At 69.8% G+C, this 18,523-nt stretch carries 15 protein-coding genes and 4 tRNA genes; 9 read left to right on the forward strand and 10 right to left on the reverse strand.

Translation table 11 applies throughout. The annotated features are described in order from the left end of the window. Positions 1-7: 7 nt before the first annotated feature. The gene (locus ABZ477_RS01995; protein WP_360127053.1) at positions 8-661 is read right to left on the reverse strand and encodes a DNA alkylation repair protein; all 654 of its coding nucleotides are present in this window, start codon (positions 659-661) and stop codon (positions 8-10) included. Between the two features lie 59 nt (positions 662-720). Between ABZ477_RS01995 and ABZ477_RS02000 the strand changes: the two genes are divergently transcribed. Further along, positions 721-936, forward strand: a complete 216-nt coding sequence (locus tag ABZ477_RS02000) for a KTSC domain-containing protein (RefSeq protein WP_360127056.1) — start codon at positions 721-723, stop codon at positions 934-936. A gap of 55 nt (positions 937-991) precedes the next feature. Here the strand turns inward: ABZ477_RS02000 and ABZ477_RS02005 are convergent. From ABZ477_RS02005 to ABZ477_RS02015, 3 genes are all read right to left on the reverse strand, one after another. Beyond that, positions 992-1,066: transfer RNA gene (locus tag ABZ477_RS02005), tRNA-Val, on the reverse strand. A 26-nt stretch (positions 1,067-1,092) separates the two neighbouring features. After that, positions 1,093-1,166, reverse strand: a tRNA-Cys gene (locus ABZ477_RS02010). A 55-nt stretch (positions 1,167-1,221) separates the two neighbouring features. Next, positions 1,222-1,294 (reverse strand) — tRNA-Gly (locus tag ABZ477_RS02015). Positions 1,295-1,449: 155 nt separating this feature from the next. Between ABZ477_RS02015 and ABZ477_RS02020 the strand changes: the two genes are divergently transcribed. Continuing rightward, a tRNA-Val gene (locus ABZ477_RS02020) sits at positions 1,450-1,525 on the forward strand. 13 nt (positions 1,526-1,538) lie between these two features. On the opposite strand, the gene ABZ477_RS02025 is transcribed toward ABZ477_RS02020, so the two are convergent. The 3 genes from ABZ477_RS02025 to zapE form a co-directional block, all read right to left on the reverse strand. Beyond that, positions 1,539-2,057 (reverse strand): type II toxin-antitoxin system PemK/MazF family toxin, encoded by a 519-nt coding sequence (locus ABZ477_RS02025; RefSeq protein WP_360127059.1) that lies wholly within the window; start codon positions 2,055-2,057, stop codon positions 1,539-1,541. Between the two features lie 71 nt (positions 2,058-2,128). Then, positions 2,129-3,403 (reverse strand): ammonium transporter, encoded by a 1,275-nt coding sequence (locus ABZ477_RS02030; protein ID WP_360127062.1) that lies wholly within the window; start codon positions 3,401-3,403, stop codon positions 2,129-2,131. A gap of 159 nt (positions 3,404-3,562) precedes the next feature. Beyond that, the gene (gene zapE / locus ABZ477_RS02035) at positions 3,563-4,591 is read right to left on the reverse strand and encodes a cell division protein ZapE (protein ID WP_360127065.1); all 1,029 of its coding nucleotides are present in this window, start codon (positions 4,589-4,591) and stop codon (positions 3,563-3,565) included. A 120-nt stretch (positions 4,592-4,711) separates the two neighbouring features. On the opposite strand from zapE, the gene ABZ477_RS02040 reads away from it, so the two are divergent. From ABZ477_RS02040 to ABZ477_RS02050, 3 genes are all read left to right on the forward strand, one after another. Then, positions 4,712-5,617: a sulfurtransferase gene (locus ABZ477_RS02040; RefSeq protein WP_360127068.1), complete on the forward strand. Its 906-nt coding sequence runs from the start codon at positions 4,712-4,714 to the stop codon at positions 5,615-5,617. A gap of 90 nt (positions 5,618-5,707) precedes the next feature. Then, a complete protein-coding gene (locus ABZ477_RS02045) occupies positions 5,708-6,148 on the forward strand; it encodes a SufE family protein (RefSeq protein WP_360127071.1) in 441 nt (146 codons plus the stop codon). After that, positions 6,148-6,900 (forward strand): dihydrofolate reductase family protein, encoded by a 753-nt coding sequence (locus tag ABZ477_RS02050; protein ID WP_360127074.1) that lies wholly within the window; start codon positions 6,148-6,150, stop codon positions 6,898-6,900. Before ABZ477_RS02045 ends, ABZ477_RS02050 begins: the two co-directional genes overlap by 1 nt. On the opposite strand, the gene ABZ477_RS02055 is transcribed toward ABZ477_RS02050, so the two are convergent. After that, positions 6,869-8,092 (reverse strand): alpha/beta fold hydrolase, encoded by a 1,224-nt coding sequence (locus tag ABZ477_RS02055; protein ID WP_360127077.1) that lies wholly within the window; start codon positions 8,090-8,092, stop codon positions 6,869-6,871. The genes ABZ477_RS02050 and ABZ477_RS02055 overlap by 32 nt on opposite strands. 25 nt (positions 8,093-8,117) lie before the next feature. Here ABZ477_RS02055 and ABZ477_RS02060 point away from each other — a divergent pair, with 25 nt between their 5' ends. The 4 genes from ABZ477_RS02060 (at position 8,118) to ABZ477_RS02075 (ending at position 13,331) form a co-directional block, all read left to right on the forward strand. Further along, positions 8,118-8,708 (forward strand): DUF3000 domain-containing protein, encoded by a 591-nt coding sequence (locus tag ABZ477_RS02060; protein ID WP_360127080.1) that lies wholly within the window; start codon positions 8,118-8,120, stop codon positions 8,706-8,708. Next, positions 8,701-9,900, forward strand: coding sequence for an HRDC domain-containing protein (locus tag ABZ477_RS02065; RefSeq protein ID WP_360127083.1), 1,200 nt, complete (start codon positions 8,701-8,703; stop codon positions 9,898-9,900). Before ABZ477_RS02060 ends, ABZ477_RS02065 begins: the two co-directional genes overlap by 8 nt. A 74-nt stretch (positions 9,901-9,974) precedes the next feature. Beyond that, the gene (locus ABZ477_RS02070) at positions 9,975-11,180 is read left to right on the forward strand and encodes a thiolase family protein (RefSeq protein WP_360127086.1); all 1,206 of its coding nucleotides are present in this window, start codon (positions 9,975-9,977) and stop codon (positions 11,178-11,180) included. A 6-nt stretch (positions 11,181-11,186) separates the two neighbouring features. Further along, positions 11,187-13,331 (forward strand): 3-hydroxyacyl-CoA dehydrogenase NAD-binding domain-containing protein, encoded by a 2,145-nt coding sequence (locus tag ABZ477_RS02075; protein WP_360127089.1) that lies wholly within the window; start codon positions 11,187-11,189, stop codon positions 13,329-13,331. A 152-nt stretch (positions 13,332-13,483) separates the two neighbouring features. Here ABZ477_RS02075 and dxs read toward each other — a convergent pair whose 3' ends face one another. Together dxs and ABZ477_RS02085 are read right to left on the reverse strand one after the other, a co-directional pair. Continuing rightward, complete coding sequence (gene dxs / locus ABZ477_RS02080; RefSeq protein WP_360127092.1) at positions 13,484-15,433, reverse strand: 1-deoxy-D-xylulose-5-phosphate synthase; 1,950 nt, start codon at positions 15,431-15,433, stop codon at positions 13,484-13,486. 175 nt (positions 15,434-15,608) lie between these two features. Beyond that, positions 15,609-18,437: an aconitate hydratase gene (locus ABZ477_RS02085; protein ID WP_360127095.1), complete on the reverse strand. Its 2,829-nt coding sequence runs from the start codon at positions 18,435-18,437 to the stop codon at positions 15,609-15,611. Positions 18,438-18,523: the final 86 nt, after the last annotated feature.

Consider the following 18,523-nt stretch of genomic DNA (forward strand, 5'->3'; position numbering starts at 1 on the left):
CGCGGTCTCAGAGATGCTTGAGCGCCTCGCGCACCGTGAGCGGACTGAGCTCGTGGCTCGCGACGAACGCGCGCACCCAGTCCGGTTCGACGCGGGCGTACTCGCGCAGCGCCCAGCCGATCGCCTTCCGGATGAAGAACTCCCGGTCGCCCGCGTTCGGCTCGATGACGTCGGTCAGCAGCATGCGATCCACGCGGTCGCGGCGGCCGAGCTGTGCCAGGATCGCCAGCCGGCGCATCCAGAAGTCCGCGTCGCCGCTCCAGAACCGCACGAGTGCCGCCGTCTCGTCCGGACGCGCATCGAGAGCCTCCGCGATGCGATGCGCGAGTTCGTCCGTGATGTCCCACCAGCGACCCGTCCGCACCATGTGCTCCACGAGCGGCACGACGGCGGGGTCGCCCCGCAGCGGGCGCAGGCCCAGCAGCTGCATCGCTGCGTAGCGCTCTTCCCGATGGGATGCCTCGTCCCACAGCTGTGCCGCCGCCGCACGCAGAGTCGCGGCATCCGTCGTCCCCTTCGCCGCGGCACGTGTGATCCGCCGCACCTCCGGCACGGCGACTCCGCGGAACGGCATCGCCGACTTCATGTACGCCTGCTGGCCCGGGGCGCGGGCCGGATCGGCGGCGGCGACGAGGGCGGCGCGGATGTCGTCGGCGAGCACGAAGGCAAGGCTATCGGCGGTGCACGGCGGCGACGGCATCCGCCTGCCGTAGCGTCGGGATGGTGAAGCGGACTCGGATCGATTCGACGGTCATCGCGTCGGTGGGCTACGACGACGCGACCGCGGTGCTGGAGATCGAGTTCGCCTCGGGTGACGTCTACCGCTACTTCGCCGTCCCCCGCTCTGCGCACCGCGGGCTGCTGGACGCGGAGAGCGCCGGCCGGTTCTTCGCCGAGCGCATCCGGCCGGTCTACCCCACCGAGCAGATCCGCTGACCTGCACAGCGCGGTCGGGAAAGCGAAAACCCCCGGGCAGGCCGGGGGTTTCAGGTGGTGCGCGATACTGGGATCGAACCAGTGACCTCTTCCGTGTCAGGGAAGCGCGCTACCGCTGCGCCAATCGCGCCTGTGAAGGCTCTTCAGTTAGGAGAGTGGAGGTGGCGACGGGATTCGAACCCGTGTAAACGGCTTTGCAGGCCGGTGCCTAGCCGCTCGGCCACGCCACCGCGTGTGGTTTGACCCCACGTGCCGTGACTCCCCGAGGGGCAGTCCCTGCACTCGAGCGGATGACGAGACTCGAACTCGCGACCCTCACCTTGGCAAGGTGATGCGCTACCAACTGCGCTACATCCGCATTTCGTTTCCGGGATTCGCATCCCGGGCACTTGAAAGACTCTATCCGATCCCTGCGCTGGTGCAAAACCGAGCGACGCCCGCGCGTGTCCCGCGTCGCGATTCGTGCGTGCCCGCGGCATCCGGTAGGATCGTGACTCGGCCCCAACGGGCCACGGGCGATTGGCGCAGTTGGTAGCGCGCTTCCTTCACACGGAAGAGGTCATCAGTTCGAGTCTGGTATCGCCCACCACGAGACGTGAGTCTCACCTGTTCCCGACGGCCCAGCCGTAGCGCTTGTGCAGCGCGTCGGCGACGAGCACGAAGCGCTCCAGATCCAGGGCCGCAGCCTCGCGCCGCATGCCGTCGGCGTGCACGCTGTAGAGCTGCTCGATGTCGACCCACGACGGGCGCCCCTGCGAGTCCCACGGGCCTGATCCGATCGACAGGAAGTCACGATCCCCGTCGTGCGCCTTGCTCGTGAGCCGCACGGCGTATACGCGCGAGTCGTCCAGGCGGCCGATCACGAGCACCGGCCGGTCCTTGCCCCGTCCGTCGTTCTCGGCGTACGGCACCCAGGTCCAGACGATCTCCCCCGCGTCCGGGTCGCCGTCGGGGTCGGGCGCGTAGCCGATGCGCAGCCCGCTCGCGCGCGGCGGCTCGACAGCCGCCGTGGCCGTGAACCCCGCCCTCCCGGCCTCGCTCGACTCGGCGGCCGGCGGACGGCGGCGCGACGGCGTCAGGAGACTCTTGAGCGCGCTGAGGATGCCACGACGAGGTGTCATGACGGAAACCCTAACCGGACACGCGAGAGGGGCGCCGCGCAATGCGCGACGCCCCTCTCCTGTCTTGTTCGTCAGCCGCGGGCGTCGGTGAGGACGTAGCCCTCTTCGCCGTGCACCACGGTGTCGATTCCGGCGATCTCGTCCTCGTTCTTGACGCGGAAGCCGAGCGTCTTCTGGATGATCCAGCCGATCGCATAGGCGAGCACGAACGAGTAGATCAGGACCGTGAAGGCCGCGATCGCCTGGACGAGCAGCTGCGTCCCGTCGCCGCCCGTGAACAGGCCCACGTCGGTTGCGAAGAAGCCGATGTAGAGCGTCCCGATGAGACCGCCGACGAGGTGGATGCCCACGACGTCCAGCGAGTCGTCGAAGCCCCACTTGAACTTCAGCTCGATCGCGAGGGCGCAGACCGCGCCCGCGATGAAGCCGAGGAGGATGGCCCAGCCGGGGGTCAGCGAGGCGCACGCGGGCGTGATCGCGACGAGGCCCGCGACGGCACCGGACGCCGCGCCGACGGACGTGGGCTTGCCGTCCTTGAACTTCTCGACGACGAGCCAGGCGAGGAGCGCGGCAGCCGGCGCGGCGATCGTGTTGACGAAGGCGAGCGCGGCCGTGTTGTCGGCGGCGAGCTCCGAGCCGGCGTTGAAGCCGAACCAGCCGAACCACAGCAGGCCCGCGCCCAGGAGGACGAACGGCGGGTTGTGCGGGACGGCGATGCCCTTCTGGAAGCCGACGCGCTTGCCGAGGACGAGCGCGAGGGCGAGCGCCGCAGCACCGGCGTTGATGTGGACCGCGGTGCCACCGGCGAAGTCGATCGCGCCGGCGCCCAGCCACTCCTGGAGGCCGTAGGTGATCCAGCCGCCGTAGGCGAAGGAGCCGTCCTCGGCGAGGCCGAAGTTGAACACCCAGCTGGCGACCGGGAAGTACACGATCGTCGCCCACACGGTGGCGAAGATCATCCATGAGCCGAACTTCGCGCGGTCGGCGATGGCGCCCGAGACGAGCGCGACGGTGATGATCGCGAACGTCGCCTGGAACGCGACGAAGGCGAGCGGCGGGTAGGCGGCGCCCTCAGGGGCCTCGAGCAGGTTGCTCAGACCGAGTTCGCCGAGGTCGATCGTCCACGGCGACTGGATCTGACCTTCGGAAGTGGCCGGGAACGCGATGGCGTAGCCATAGAGCACCCACAGCACGCCGATCAGACCCATGGCGCCGAAGCTCAGCATCATCATGCTGATCACGCTCTTGGCCTTCACCAGTCCGCCGTAGAAGAACGCCAGACCCGGCGTCATGAGGAGGACGAGCGCGGCTGCTAGGAGGATGAATGCGGTGTTGCCTTGATCCATCTCAGGGGAAACCTCTCTGCAGGGACGCAGGTATCGCGTCGGGTTCGCCCATTCTGACGAGACACCGTTTCCGCGATTTCGGGAGCGTGTTTCCGAGCTGTTACGGATCCGGATGCTGTGTGAACATCACGTTTCACCGCACCGCGAGTCGACCCTGGATCAGTCGTGCGTGAGCGCCACGAGGCGGGAGATCGCTCGCAGGTACTTCTTCCGGTAGCCGCCGGCGAGCATCTCGTCGCCGAAGACGAGATCGAGCGACACGCCGGTCGCCCGGATCGGGATCTGCGCGTCGTAGGCGCGGTCGATGAACGCGACGAATCGGAGCGCAGCGGACTGGTCGTCGAGCTCGCCGACGTCGCGCAAGCCGATGGCGGACAGGCCCTCGATGAGGCGGATGTAGCGGCTCGGGTGGACGCGCGCGAGATGCTCGATGAGCGCGGGGAACGCGTCATCCGACACCACGGACTTGGCCGCGTCGGCAGCGAGGGCGCGCTCGTACTCCGAGTCGGGGAGCACCGCCGCGTGGCCGTCGACGGCGCGATGGCGGTAGTCGGTGCCGTCGATGCGCAGCGTCTGGAAGTTCGCCGACATGGCGTGGATCTCGCGGAGGAAGTCCTGGGCTGCGAAGCGGCCCTCGCCCAATGCGTTGGGAGGGGTGTTGGATGTCGCGGCCATCCGCGTGCCGCCGGAGACGAGCTCGCCCAGCAGTCGCGTCATGACCATCGTGTCGCCCGGATCGTCGAGCTCGAACTCGTCGATGCAGAGCAGGTCCGCGCCGCGGAAGAGCTCGACGGTGTTCTGGTAGCCGAGTGCGCCGACGAGCGCCGTGTACTCGATGAACGAGCCGAAGTACTTCCTCCGCGCCGGCACAGCGTGATAGATCGAGGCGAGCAGGTGCGTCTTGCCCACGCCGAACCCGCCGTCCAGATACACGCCGGGCTTGAGCTCGGGCCCCTTCTTCGCACGTCGGAAGAGGCCGCCCCGAGCGGCCGGCTGACCGACGCCCGCGAACGCCATGAGCGTGTCCTTCGCCTCCTGCTGCGACGGATACGCGGGGTCGGCGCGATACGACTCGAAGGTCGCGTCGTCGAACTGCGGCGGCGGGACGAGCGCCGCGACCATGTCGGCACCCGAGACCTGAGGCTGTCGCTCAGTCAGATGGACGATTCCGGCTGCCGTCGAGGTCATGTCGTCCTATGTCGATGTCTTACAGGGGCGATGCGCCCGCAACCGGGGGAATCTAGGGTCGAAGACGCGGGTTCAACCCTACGCCGTCGCCCACCCAGCGCCCGACCCGAGGAGCAGGCCATGACCGTCGAAATCGACACCTCGTCCCCCAAGTTCGCCGAGTACGCCCAGCCCGGTCGCCTTGTGACGGCCGACTGGCTTCAGGAGCGGCTCGGCAGGCCCGGCCTCGTCGTCGTCGAGTCCGACGAGGACGTCCTCCTCTACGAGACGGGCCACATCCCGGGCGCCGTCAAGGTCGACTGGCACACGGAGCTCAACGACCCCGTCGTGCGCGACTACGTCGACGGGGCAGGCTTCGCCGACCTGCTGAGCCGCAAGGGCATCTCGCGCGACGACACGGTCGTCATCTACGGCGACAAGAACAACTGGTGGGCCGCGTACGCGCTGTGGGTCTTCTCGCTCTTCGGACACGAGGACGTCCGACTCCTCGACCGCGGCCGCGACGGCTGGATCGCGGACGGCCGCCCCATCACCACAGACGTCCCCTCCCCCGCACCGACCCGGTACCCCGTCGTGGAGCGCGACGACTCGACGCTGCGCGCGTACAAGGAGGACGTGCTGACGCACCTGGGCAACCCGCTCATCGACGTCCGCTCCCCTGAGGAGTACAACGGCTCGCGCACATCGGCTCCCGCCTACCCCGAAGAGGGCGCGCTGCGCGCAGGGCACATCCCTTCGGCCAAGAGCGTCCCGTGGGCGCGCGCCGTCGCGGAGGACGGCGGCTTCAAGCCGCGTGCCGACCTGGAGGCGATCTACCGCGGCGAGGTCGGACTGCAGGACGGCGATGCCATCATCGCGTACTGCCGGATCGGCGAGCGCTCCAGCCACACGTGGTTCGTCCTGCAGCACCTGCTGGGGTTCCAGGACGTCCGCAACTACGACGGCTCGTGGACGGAGTGGGGAAGCGCCGTGCGGGTGCCGATCGTGACGGGCGCCGAGCCGGGAGCTGTGCCCGCCGGCCGCTAGTCGAGGCTCGTGCACGGCCCAGCGCCGCCCATCACGCAGGATCTCGCGCTCCGCAGATCTCCCTGACTCGCCCATGGGAGGATGGAAGGGATGACAGCATCCGTCCTTCCCGCCGCTCTCGCCGAGATCCGCGACGAGTTCCTCGAGCTGCCCGAGCCGGACCGGCTCCAGCTGCTGCTCGAATACTCCAACGAGCTGCCCGCCGTGCCGGCGAAGTACGACGGGCATCCCGAGCTGTGCGAGCGCGTCGTGGAGTGCCAGTCGCCGGTCTACATCATCCTCGACGTGGACGATGCCGGCCGCGTCGCGATGCACGCGACGGCTCCCCCGGAGGCGCCGACGACCCGCGGGTTCGCGAGCATCCTCGTGCAGGGCGTCACGGGGCTCACGGTCGACGAGGTGCTCGGCATCCCGGACGACTTCCCGCAGTCGATCGGCCTCACCCGCGCCGTCTCGCCGCTGCGGATCGCGGGCATGACGGGCATGCTCCTGCGCGCGAAGCGCCAGGTGCGCGCAGCGCAGGCAGCCTGATGACGGGGACCCCGGATGCCGCGGCCGACGCCGCGGTAGTGACCGAGGTCATCCCCCGCACGCTCTCCTCGGCGGCGATCGGAGCAGCCGAAACCGACGAGTGGATGTCGGCCCGCTATGCCGTGGAGGCCGACTCCTTCGTTCGGCTCAACATGATCACGACGATCACGGGCGCGACGGCGGGAGCCGACGGGACGAGCGACACCATCACGTCGCGGACCGATCGCTACGTGCTCGGCGCGATCCGGCGGCAGGCGGACGTCGTCGTCGTGGGCGCCGAGACCGTCCGTGCCGAGGGCTACCTCCTGCCGAAGACGGCACGCCTGGCGATCGTCACGTCCTCAGGTGACCTCGGCGACGGCAAGCTCAGCGCGGCCGGCCGCGCCGAGCGGCCGCCGGCCTTGATCCTGTGCCCGAGCAGTGCGGCGGACGCCGTGCGCGACCGGGTCGGCGACGCTCCCGCTGAGATCGTGCCGATCGCCTCGGACGGCGACCGGCTCGAGCCCCTCGCGATCGTGTCGACGCTGCGCGAGCTCGGGCTGCCCCGCATCGTGTGCGAAGGCGGGCCCGCGCTCGCGACGCAGTTCGTCGAGTCCGGCCTGGTCGACGAGGCGTGCGTCACGGTCTCTCCGGTGCTGGAGCCCTCGTTGCACCCGTTCGTCCGCCTCTCCGAGCGCGCCGATGCCCGCGTCGCCGGGATGATCGTCGATGACGCCGGGTTCAGTTATCTGCGGCTGCGGCTGCGGGGATGAGGTCGTGGCGCTCGAGCCATGACCGGATGCTGTCGTTCCAGCGCTCCTGGTCGTAGTTCCAGAGCTTGGTGTGCCGCGCGACCTCGAAGACCTGCATCTCCACGAGGTCGGGGCGTCGCACGACGAGGTCGTGCGACGCGTCGGACGGCACGAAGCCGTCGTCGTCGCTGTGCAGGATGAGGATGGGATGCCGCAGCTCCCCCGCGCGCGACACGACGTCGAGGCGGTCGAACGGGATCGCTCCCCCCGTCCGGGTCACCGGCGTCGCCCAGTCGGAGGACAGCGCCCCGATCGCGAGGTCCGTCACGGCGTGGGGCAGCTTGAGGAGCTTCGTCTGGTAGTCCAGGACCGTGCGCCAGTCGATGACGGGCGACTCGAGGACCAGGCCCGCGATGAGGTCGCGGTGGGCTGAGTTGAGGGCGACCTGCAGTGCGATCGCACCGCCCATCGACCAGCCCATGAGCACGACGCGCTTCGCTCCGCGGCGCCGCGCGAAGCCCACGGCGGCGTCGACGTCGCGCCACTCCGTGGCCCCGAGGGCGTATGTGCCGGTGCGGCTGCGGGGCGCCTCGCCGTCGTTGCGGTACGAGACGACGAGCGACGTGATCCCCGCCGCGTGGAAGAGCGGCACGGCGCGGAGGCACTCGCGCCGGTTCGTGCCTCGCCCGTGGATCTGGATGACCCACGTGTCGGTGGACTCCCCCGCCGGGAACAGCCACGCGGGGCACGGGCCGACGGCCGAGCCGATCAGCTCGGGCGAGTACGGCAGGTGCAGCTCCTCGGGCCCTGAGTAGTACCACCCGCTGAACGCGGCGTCGGACGAGATGCTCGAGGACGGGCCGATGTGGGTCAGCAGCTTGCGCTTGACGCTGTCGCCGTCCTCCGCGAGGACGGAGCCGAGCTTCACGTAGGAGGCGGTCCCCGTCGTGAAGAGGCCATACCGGCCGGGCAGACGCGTGTCGGGCGTGTTGGCCAGCGTGATCGTCTGGGCCGCCGTGTCCAGGCCGAGGATCCTCGTGTCGGCGACGCGGGATGCCGGTGTCACGATGCGTCGCGCGAAGCGCACCGACACGAACCCCATGACCGCGAGCACGCCGGTCAGCGCGACGCTGAGCGTCACGAGCGCCGCGCGGATGCCGGCGAGGAGAGCGGGGGTTGCGCCGCGCGACGCGGCGCGCCTGGGAGTGAGCATCGAGCCCTCACTCTAGTCTGTCCGCGTGGCAGAGCATCGTCCCCCGGCGCCCTCGCCCGCCTTCGCGCGCGCGGTCGAGGACGTGCGCGGGACGGCCTTTCGAGGGGACTTCTCGGTGCGCGAGATCCCGGCCCCGCAGGGCCTCGCGCCGGAGGCGCTCGCCCTCGCCGGCGATGTCCGCCCCGAGGAGGAGGGGCAGGACTCCGCGCTCGGCACGGGCCGCCTGATCCTGCTGCATGACCCCGACGAGCCCGCCGCATGGGAGGGGCCGTGGCGCATCGTCTGCTTCGCCCAGGCGCCGCTCGAGCCCGACATCGGCGTCGATCCGCTGCTGGCGGACGTCGCATGGTCGTGGCTCGTCGACGCGCTCGCTGCGCACGGCGCGGATCACCGTGCGGCCTCCGGGACCGCGACCAAGACGCTCTCGAAGGGGTTCGGCTCGCTCGCCGCGGAGGGCGACGGAGCACAGATCGAACTCCGCGCCTCATGGTCCCCGACGGGCCCTCTCGCTCCGCATGTGGAAGCATGGGCCGAGCTGGTGTGCATGCTCGCCGGGCTCCCGCCCGGGTCCGAGGGCATCACCGTCATCGGCACTCGAAGGACACCGCGTGGCTGAATACACCGTCATCTCCGACATCGACGGACTGACGGATGCCGCGTCCCGCCTCGCCGCAGGGTCGGGGCCCGTCGCCGTCGACGTCGAGCGCGCCTCCGGCTTCCGGTACTCGCAGCGCGCCTATCTCGTGCAGGTCTTCCGCCGCGATGCCGGCCTCTTCCTCTTCGACCCTCCCGCGGTCGGCGACTTCACGGCGCTGCAGGCGGCGATCGGCGATGCGGAATGGGTGCTCCACGCCGCGAGCCAGGACCTCCCGTCGCTGCGCGAGCTGGACCTCGTGCCCGCCACGATCTTCGACACGGAGCTCGCCTCGCGACTCCTGGGTCGCGATCGGGTGGGTCTCGGGGCTGTTGTCGAGGAGACGCTCGGCATCGCCCTCGCGAAGGCGCACTCGGCCTCGGACTGGTCGATCCGTCCGCTGCCGCAAGCGTGGCTCGAGTACGCGGCACTGGATGTCGAGCACCTCGTCGACGTCCGCGACGCCCTGGCAGCCGACCTCGTGGCGCAGGGCAAGGCCGAGTTCGCCTCGCAGGAGTTCCAGGCCGTCCTGGACCGGCCGCCGAAGCCGGCCCGCGAAGAGCCGTGGCGACGCCTCAGCGGACTGCACACGGTGCGCGGGCGACGCTCGCTCGCCGTGGCGCGCGCGCTGTGGTCGGCGCGCGAGGACTATGCACGCGAAGAGGATGTCGCGCCCGGCCGCCTCGTCCCCGACCGCTCGCTCGTGGCCGCCGTCGTCGCGGATCCGCAGTCCAAGCAGGACCTCGCGCGCGTCAAGGACTTCACCGGCCGCGCGAGCCGCTCGCAGCTCGACCGCTGGTGGGCGGCGATCGAGGAGGGCCGCGCCACGACGAACCTGCCGAACGATCGCGCCACCGGCGGCGACTCCCTGCCCCCGCCGCGCGCATGGGCGGACCGCAACCCCGCCGCCGACGCACGACTGAAGGCTGCCCGCCCCGCGGTCGAGGCGCGCGCGACCGAGCTGCAGATGCCGGTCGAGAACCTGCTCACCCCCGAGTTGCTGCGGCGCGTCGCCTGGAATGCGCCGGAGCCGGCGGATGCGGCATCCATCGGTCACGCCCTCGAGGAGCTCGGCGCCCGACCCTGGCAGATTGCGCAAACCGCACAGGTGATCGCCGATGCCTTTGTCGCTTCCGTGCAAGGCCCTTCCGAGCCCCCCGAGAGCGATTCGTAGGTTTCCGCCACCCGATTCCGGGGCCTCAGAGGCCCCTCCTAGGCTGGCCGCAATCCCAACTTTCTGGAGGCAGAGTGGCCGAGATTTCGGACGTCTTCTTCGTCGATGGCATGCGCACCCCGTTCGGGCGCGCCGGCGAAAAGGGCATGTACTGGAACACCCGTGCCGATGACCTCGCCGTCAAGGCGACCATCGGGCTGATGGAGCGCAACCCGAGCGTTCCGAAGGACCGCGTGGACGACGTCGCGATCGCCGCGACGTCGCAGACGGGCGACCAGGGGCTGACCCTCGGCCGCTCCGTCGCGATCCTCGCGGGGCTGCCGCAGACGGTCCCCGGCTTCGCGATCGACCGCATGTGCGCGGGCGCGATGACGAGCGTCACGACGATGGCCGGCTCGATCGGCGTCGGCATGTACGACGTCGCCCTCGCCGGCGGCGTCGAGCACATGGGCCACCACCCCATCGGCGGCAACGCCGACCCCAACCCGCGGTTCGTCGCGGAGCGCATGGTCGACCCGGGTGCCCTCAACATGGGCGTGACGGCCGAGCGGATCTTCGACCGCTTCCCGCACCTCACGAAGGAGCGCTCCGACCGCTTCGGCATGCTGAGCCAGCACAAGGCGCAGGCCGCCTACGACGACGGCAAGCTGCAGCCCGACCTCGTGCCCGTCGCGATCAAGGACGCCGACGGCTCGTGGGGCCTTGCGACCGAGGACGAGGGTCGCCGCCCGCAGACGACGATGGAGGACCTCGCGAGCCTCAAGACGCCTTTCCGCCCGCACGGCCGCGTCACGGCCGGCACCTCGTCCCCGCTCACCGACGGCGCGACGATGTCGCTCCTGGCCGGCGGCGGCGCGGTCAAGGAGCTCGGCCTCGCCCCGAAGATGAAGCTCGTCTCGTTCGCCTTCGCCGGCGTGCAGCCCGAGATCATGGGCATCGGCCCCATCCCCTCGACCGAGAAGGCCCTCAAGAAGGCCGGGCTGACCATCGACGACATCGGGCTGTTCGAGCTCAACGAGGCGTTCGCGATCCAGGTCATCTCGCTCCTGGACCACTTCGGCATCGCCGACGACGACCCGCGCGTCAACCAGTGGGGCGGCGCGATCGCGCTCGGCCACCCGCTCGCCGCCTCCGGCGTCCGGCTCATGATCCAGCTCGCCGCTCAGTTCGCCGAGCGTCCCGACGTCCGCTACGGCCTCACCGCGATGTGCGTCGGCCTCGGGCAGGGCGGATCGGTCATCTGGGAGAACCCCCACTTCGACGGCAAGAAGCGGAAGTAAGCACGAATGACGAACTACGAAGACATCGACTTCTCGCCCCTGAACGCCCTTGCCGACGGCGAGATCGTCACGCGCTCGCGCGTGCGCGACATCCGCCTCCCCTCCGGCAAGCTGCTGGCCCTCGTGACGCTCGACAACGGGCGCGACCACAACCGCCCGAACACCCTCGGGCCCACGACCCTGAAGGAGCTCGGCGCGACGCTCGAGACCCTCAGGGCGCGGGCCGCCTCCGGCGAGATCCAGGCCGTCGGCATCACGGGCAAGCAGTACATCCTCGCCGCCGGCGCGGACCTCAGCGACATCTCGCGCGTCGGGTCGAAGGACAACGCCCGGCTCATCGCGCAGCTCGGCCACCACGTGTTCGGCAAGCTGTCCGAGCTCGGCGTGCCGTCGTTCGCCTTCGTCAACGGGCTCGCGCTCGGCGGAGGACTCGAGATCGCGCTCAACTCGACGTACCGGACGGTGGATGCCTCGGCCGCGGCCGTCGCGCTCCCCGAGGTGTTCCTCGGCATCATCCCGGGCTGGGGCGGAGCGTACCTGCTGCCGAACCTCATCGGGATCGAGAACGCGCTCGAGGTCGTCGTCTCCAATCCGCTCAAGCAGAACCGCATGCTCAAGCCCCAGCAGGCGTTCGACTACGGCATCTTCGATGCGATCTTCCCCGCGGCGAACTACCTCGAGGACTCGCTGACGTGGGCCGACGCCGTGCTGACCGGATCGACGAAGGTCGTCCGCAAGAACGAGCCGGGCAAGATCGAGCGCCTCACGAAGTGGCCCATCGCGATCAAGGTCGCCCGGGGCATGCTCGAATCCAGGATCGGCACCGTCCCGAAGTCCCCCTACGCGGCGCTCGAGCTCCTCGACAAGGCGAAGGGCGGCACGAAGGCCGAGGGCTTCGCCCGCGAGGACGAGGCACTCGCCGAGCTCGTCACAGGCGACCAGTTCGCAGCATCCATGTACGCCTTCGATCTCGTGCAGAAGCGCGCCAAGCGCCCGGTCGGCGCTCCCGACAAGGAGCTCGCGAAGAAGGTCACCAAGGTGGGGATCATCGGCGCGGGACTCATGGCCAGCCAGTTCGCGCTGCTGTTCGTGCGCAAGCTGCAGGTGCCCGTGCTCATCACGGACCTCGACCAGACGCGCGTGGACAAGGGCATCGCCTACATCCACGACGAGATCGGCAAGCTCGAGCAGAAGGGCCGGCTCGACGGCGACACCGCCAACAAGCTGCGTGCGCTCGTGACCGGCACGACCGACAAGAGCCTCTACGCCGACTGCGACTTCGTCATCGAGGCGGTCTTCGAGGAGGTCGGCGTCAAGCAGCAGGTGTTCGGCGAGATCGAGCAGATCATCGCCGAGGACGCGATCCTCGCGACCAACACCTCGTCGCTGTCGGTCGAGGAGATCGGCGCGAAGCTCCAGCATCCCGAGCGTCTCGTCGGCTTCCACTTCTTCAACCCTGTCGCCGTCATGCCGCTCATCGAGATCGTGAAGACCCCCAAGACGGCGGATGCCGCGCTCTCGACGGCGTTCGTCGTCGCGAAGGGACTCGGCAAGAACGCGGTCCTGACCGCCGACGCGCCGGGCTTCGTCGTCAACCGTCTCCTCGCCAAGGTCATGGGCGAGGCGGCGCGCGCCGTCTACGAAGGCACGCCGCTCCTCACGGTCGAGAAGGCGTTCGCGCCGCTCGGGCTGCCGATGACGCCCTTCCAGCTCATCGACCTCGTCGGCTGGAAGGTCGCTGCCCACGTGCAGGACACGATGGCCCACGCCTTCCCCGACCGGTTCTACGCGAACGAGAACTTCCACAGGCTCGCGGAGCTGCCGGAGGTCGTCGAGAAGGACAAGTCGGGTCGCGTGACGGGCTGGTCCAAGGCCGCCGCGGGCGCCCTGAAGGGCGCCGTCGGCTCCTCGCCGGCGACCGAGGCCGAGATCCTGCGCCGTGTGCAGGACGGACTCGCGCAGGAGATCAAGCTCATGCTCGACGAGGGGGTCGTGCCCGAGGTCGAGGACATCGACCTGTGCCTCATCCTGGGCGCGGGCTGGCCCTTCATCGACGGCGGGGCCTCGCCCTACCTCGACCGCGAGGGAGCCTCGGAGCGCGTCTTCGGCGACACGTTCCACCACCCCGTGATCAAGGGCATCGGAGGCTGAGGCATCCATCCCCGAGGGCGGCCCTTCTGCGGAGGGGCCGCCTTCGCGCTCTCACGGGATCAGGCCAAAGGCACGAGATCAGGATGCTCCACCGGAGACGGTCCTGATCCAGGCGCATCGTCCTGATCTCGGGACGGACACGAAACGCCGTCTCAGGAGTCGCGCGTGCGCACCCATTCGCCGACGACGGGGATCTCGGTCGTCGCGGGCCGCGCGACGGGGATGCGCGTGCCGAGCACCTGGGCCACGACGTCCTGGGCGATCTTGGCCGCCGTGAGGCCGGCATCCTCGAGGATCTGCTCGCGGCTCGCGTGGTCGATGAACTCGTCGGGCACGCCCAGCTCGTCCACGGCGGTGTCGATCCCGGCCTCGCGCAGCACCTGACGCACGCGCGTGCCGATGCCGCCGACGCGGATGCCGTCCTCGATCGTGATGACGAGGCGATGGGATGCCGCCAGCTTCACGATCGACGGCTGCACCGGGATCGCCCAGCGCGGGTCGACGACCGTCGCGCCGATCCCCTGGGCGCGCAGGCGCTCGGCGACGTCGACGGCGATGTGCGCCATGGGGCCGATGCCGACCAGCAGGACGTCCTGCGCGTCGCTCTCGACGAGGACGTCGACGCCGTCTTGGAGGCGCTGCACGGCGGGGAGTTCGGGGCTCACGGCGCCCTTGGGGAAGCGCACGACGGTCGGCGCGTCGTCGACGGCGACGGCCTCACGCAGCTCCTCGCGCAGGCGCTCGGCGTCGCGCGGCACCGCTATGCGGATGTGCGGGACGAGCTGGAGCATCGCGAGGTCCCAGATGCCGTGGTGGCTCGGACCGTCGGGACCCGTGATGCCGGCGCGATCGAGGACGAACGTGACGCCCGCGCGGTGGAGCGCGACATCCATCAGCACCTGGTCGAATGCGCGGTTCATGAAGGTCGCGTAGATCGCGACGACCGGATGCAAGCCGCCGAAGGCGAGCCCGGCCGCCGAAGCGACGGCGTGCTGCTCCGCGATGCCGACGTCGTAGACGCGATCGGGGAAGCGCTGCGAGAACGGCAGGAGCCCCGTCGGGCGCAGCATCGCCGCCGTCATCGCGATGATGTCCTCGCGCTCCTCGCCGATGCGGGGCAGCTCCTCGGCGAAGACGTCCGTCCAGGCCGTCCCTCCCCCGCCGCCGACGGCTTCGCCCGTCACGGGGTCGATGCGCCCGACGGCGTGGAACTGGTCGGCCTCATCCAGGAGCGCGGGCTCGTAGCCGCGGCCCTTCTCTGTGATGGCGTGGACGATGACCGGGGCGCCGTACTCCTTGGCGAGCGTGAGCGTCTCCAGGAGCGACTGCAGGTCGTGGCCGTCCACCGGGCCGAGGTACTTGATGTCGAGGTTCGAGTACAGCGCCGCGTTGTTCGTGAAGCGGCTGAGGAAGCCGTGCGTCCCGCCGCGCAGGCCGCGGTACATCGCGCGTCCCGCGGCGCCGAACTTGCCGAAGAGCGACTCGGAGCCACCGCGCAGGGTCTCGTACGTCTCGGCCGTGCGGACCCGGTTGAGGTAGCGCGCCATGCCGCCGATCGTGGGGGCGTAGGAGCGGCCGTTGTCGTTGACGACGATGACGAGGTTGCGGTCGTTGTCGTCGGAGATGTTGTTGAGCGCCTCCCACGTCATGCCGCCGGTCAGGGCGCCGTCGCCGACGACGGCCACGACGTGGCGGTCGCGACGGCCCGTGCGGGTCAGAGCGCGCGAGACGCCGTCGGCCCAGCTGAGCGAGCTGGAGGCGTGGGACGACTCGACGACGTCGTGAGGGCTCTCGGAGCGCTGCGGGTAGCCCGCCATGCCTCCGCGGGCGCGCAGTCCGGTGAAGTCCTTGCGGCCCGTGAGGAGCTTGTGGACATAGGACTGGTGCCCCGTGTCGAAGATGATCGGGTCGTCGGGCGAGTCGAAGATGCGGTGGATCGCGATCGTGAGCTCGACGACGCCGAGGTTCGGGCCGAGGTGACCGCCGGTGCGCGAGACGTTCTCGATGAGGAATTCGCGGACCTCCGCGGCGAGCTGCTCGAGCTGCGCGACGCTCAGTGCGTCGAGGTCTCGGGGTCCGCCGATGGACGGAAGAATCACCATCCGCCTCCCTCGAAACATCCGTGGCAGGGCTCCCGCCCGGTGCGGATGCCTCGATCAAGTCTAGCCCGGGGCGCCTGGACGCCCGGCGAGGGCGGCCCCCTCACAGCATCCTCCCGACACCCGTCGGGCCCCCGCACCCGGAGGTGCGAGGGCCCGAATACGGCCTTGGGCGGGCTCAGACGAGGGAGCGGAGGACGTACTGGAGGATGCCGCCGTTGCGGTAGTAGTCGGCCTCTCCGGGCGTGTCGATCCGCACGACCGCGTCGAACTCGACCGTCTGCTTGCCCGCGGGCGAGAATTCGCTCGGTGCCGCGCTCACGTGGACGGTCTTGGGGGTGACGCCCTCGTTGAGCTGCTCGAGACCCGAGATCGAGACGATCTCGGTGCCGTCCAGGCCCAGGGACTCCCAGCTCTCACCGGCCGGGAACTGCAGCGGGACGACGCCCATGCCGATCAGGTTCGAGCGGTGGATGCGCTCGAAGCTCTCGGTGATGACCGCCTTGACGCCCAGGAGGCTCGTGCCCTTGGCCGCCCAGTCGCGCGAGGAGCCCGAGCCGTACTCCTTGCCGCCGAAGATGACCAGCGGCGTGCCCTCGGCCTGGTAGTTCTGGCTCGCGTCGTAGATGTACGACTGCGGTCCGCCCTCGAGGGTGAAGTCGCGCGTGTAGCCGCCCTCGACCACGGCACCGTCGTTGACGGCGCTGACGAGCAGGTTCTTGAGGCGGATGTTCGCGAACGTGCCGCGGATCATGACCTCGTGGTTGCCGCGGCGCGAGCCGTAGGAGTTGAAGTCCTTCTGTGCGACACCGTGCTCCGTCAGGTACTGTGCGGCGGGCGTGCGGGCCTTGATGTTGCCGGCGGGGCTGATGTGGTCGGTCGTGACCGAGTCGCCGAGCGTCGCGAGCACGCGGGCGCCCGCGATGTCACCCACGGGGGTGAGCTCCATCGTCATGCCGTCGAAGTACGGGGCCTTGCGGACGTACGTCGAGGCGGCGTCCCACTCGAAGACGGGGCCGGTCGGCGTGGGCAGACTCGTCCAGCGCTCGTCGCCGTCGAACACGGTGGCGTACTGCTTGATGAACTGCTCGCGCGAGATCGAGGAGTCGATGATCTCCTGAACCTCCTCGGGCGCGGGCCAGATGTCCTTGAGGAAGACGTCAGCGCCCGACGAGTCCTTGCCGAGCGGATCGGTCTCGAAGTCGAAGTTCATCGAGCCGGCGAGGGCGTAGGCGACGACGAGCGGCGGGGACGCGAGGTAGTTCATCTTCACGTCCGGGCTGATCCGACCCTCGAAGTTGCGGTTGCCGGAGAGGACCGCCGTGACGGCGAGGTCGTTCTCGTTGATCGCCGCCGAGACCTCCTCGATGAGGGGACCCGAGTTGCCGATGCAGATCGTGCAGCCGTAGCCGACTGTGTAGAACCCGAGGCCCTCGAGCGCCTTGTCGAGACCCGACTTCTCGTAGTAGTCGGTGACGACCTTCGAGCCGGGGCCGAGCGTCGTCTTGACCCAGGGCTTGCTCTTGAGGCCCTTGTCGAGCGCCTTGCGGGCGAGCAGGCCCGCCGCGATCATGACCGACGGGTTGGACGTGTTGGTGCACGACGTGATCGCCGCCAGCGCCACCGAGCCGTGGTTGAGTGTGAAGGAGTCGCCGGCCGACGTCGTGACCGCGGTCGGCTTGGAGACCGTCTGCGGCGCGTGCGAGTGGTGGTGGTGCTCGTGGTGGCTGTGCTCGTCCTCGGGCGTGAATCCGGGCGGGTCCGAAGCCGGGAACGACTCCGCGACCGTGAGATCGACGAGGTCGTGGTCGGCGTCGGCGTAGTTGGTCAGGTCGGCGTTGAACTGCTGCTTGGCCTGCGAGAGCAGGATGCGGTCCTGCGGGCGCTTCGGGCCGGCGATCGAGGGGACGACCGTCGAGAGGTCGAGCTCCATGTACTCGCTGAAGTTGGGCTCGTTGTCGGCGTCGTGCCAGAGCGACTGCTCCTTGGCGTACGCCTCGACGAGGGCGACTGCCTGCTCGTCGCGGCCCGTCAGGCGGAGGTACTCGAGCGTCACGTCGTCGATCGGGAACATCGCGGCCGTCGAGCCGAACTCGGGGCTCATGTTGCCGATCGTGGCGCGGTTGGCGAGCGGGACGGACGCGACGCCCGCGCCGTAGAACTCGACGAACTTGCCGACGACGCCGTGCTTGCGGAGCATGTCGGTGATCGTCAGCACGACATCGGTCGCGGTCACACCCGCGGGGATCTCCCCCGTGAGCTTGAAGCCCACGACGCGCGGGATGAGCATCGAGACCGGCTGGCCGAGCATCGCGGCCTCCGCCTCGATGCCGCCGACGCCCCAGCCGAGCACGCCGAGGCCGTTGACCATGGTCGTGTGCGAGTCGGTGCCGACGCAGGTGTCGGGGTAGGCGCGCAGGACGCCGCCGACCTCGCGGTCGTAGATGACCTTCGCGAGGTGCTCGATGTTGACCTGGTGGACGATGCCCGTCCCGGGCGGGACCACCTTGAAGTCGTTGAACGCCGTCTGACCCCAGCGCAGGAACTGGTAGCGCTCGCCGTTGCGCTCGTACTCGATCTCGACGTTGCGCTCGAGGGCGTTCTCGGTGCCGAAGAGGTCCGCGATGACGGAGTGGTCGATCACCATCTCGGCGGGCGAGAGCGGGTTGATGCGGTTCGGGTCGCCGCCGAGCGCCGTGACGGCCTCGCGCATCGTGGCGAGGTCGACGATGCAGGGGACGCCGGTGAAGTCCTGCATCACGACGCGGGCGGGCGTGAACTGGATCTCGGTGTCGGGCTCGGCTGCGGCATCCCACGATCCGAGGGCCTGGATCTGCTCCTTGGTGACGTTCGCGCCGTCCTCGGTGCGAAGCAGGTTCTCCAGCAGCACCTTGAGGCTGAACGGCAGCTTGTCGTAGCCGGGCACCGTGTCGATGCGGAAGATCTCGTAGTCGGTGCTGCCGACCGTCAGGGTGCCTTTGGCACCGAAGCTGTCAACCGTGGACACGTCTGTCTCCTTCGTCGGCGGCGGGAGCGGGCCGGGAACCCGGCCCTCCCCATCTTTCCCCTCGCGCGGAGCCTCGGCTAGTGAGG

Origin of the sequence: Microbacterium sp. NPDC019599 (assembly GCF_040632175.1) — a bacterium.
Lineage (GTDB): Bacteria > Actinomycetota > Actinomycetes > Actinomycetales > Microbacteriaceae > Microbacterium.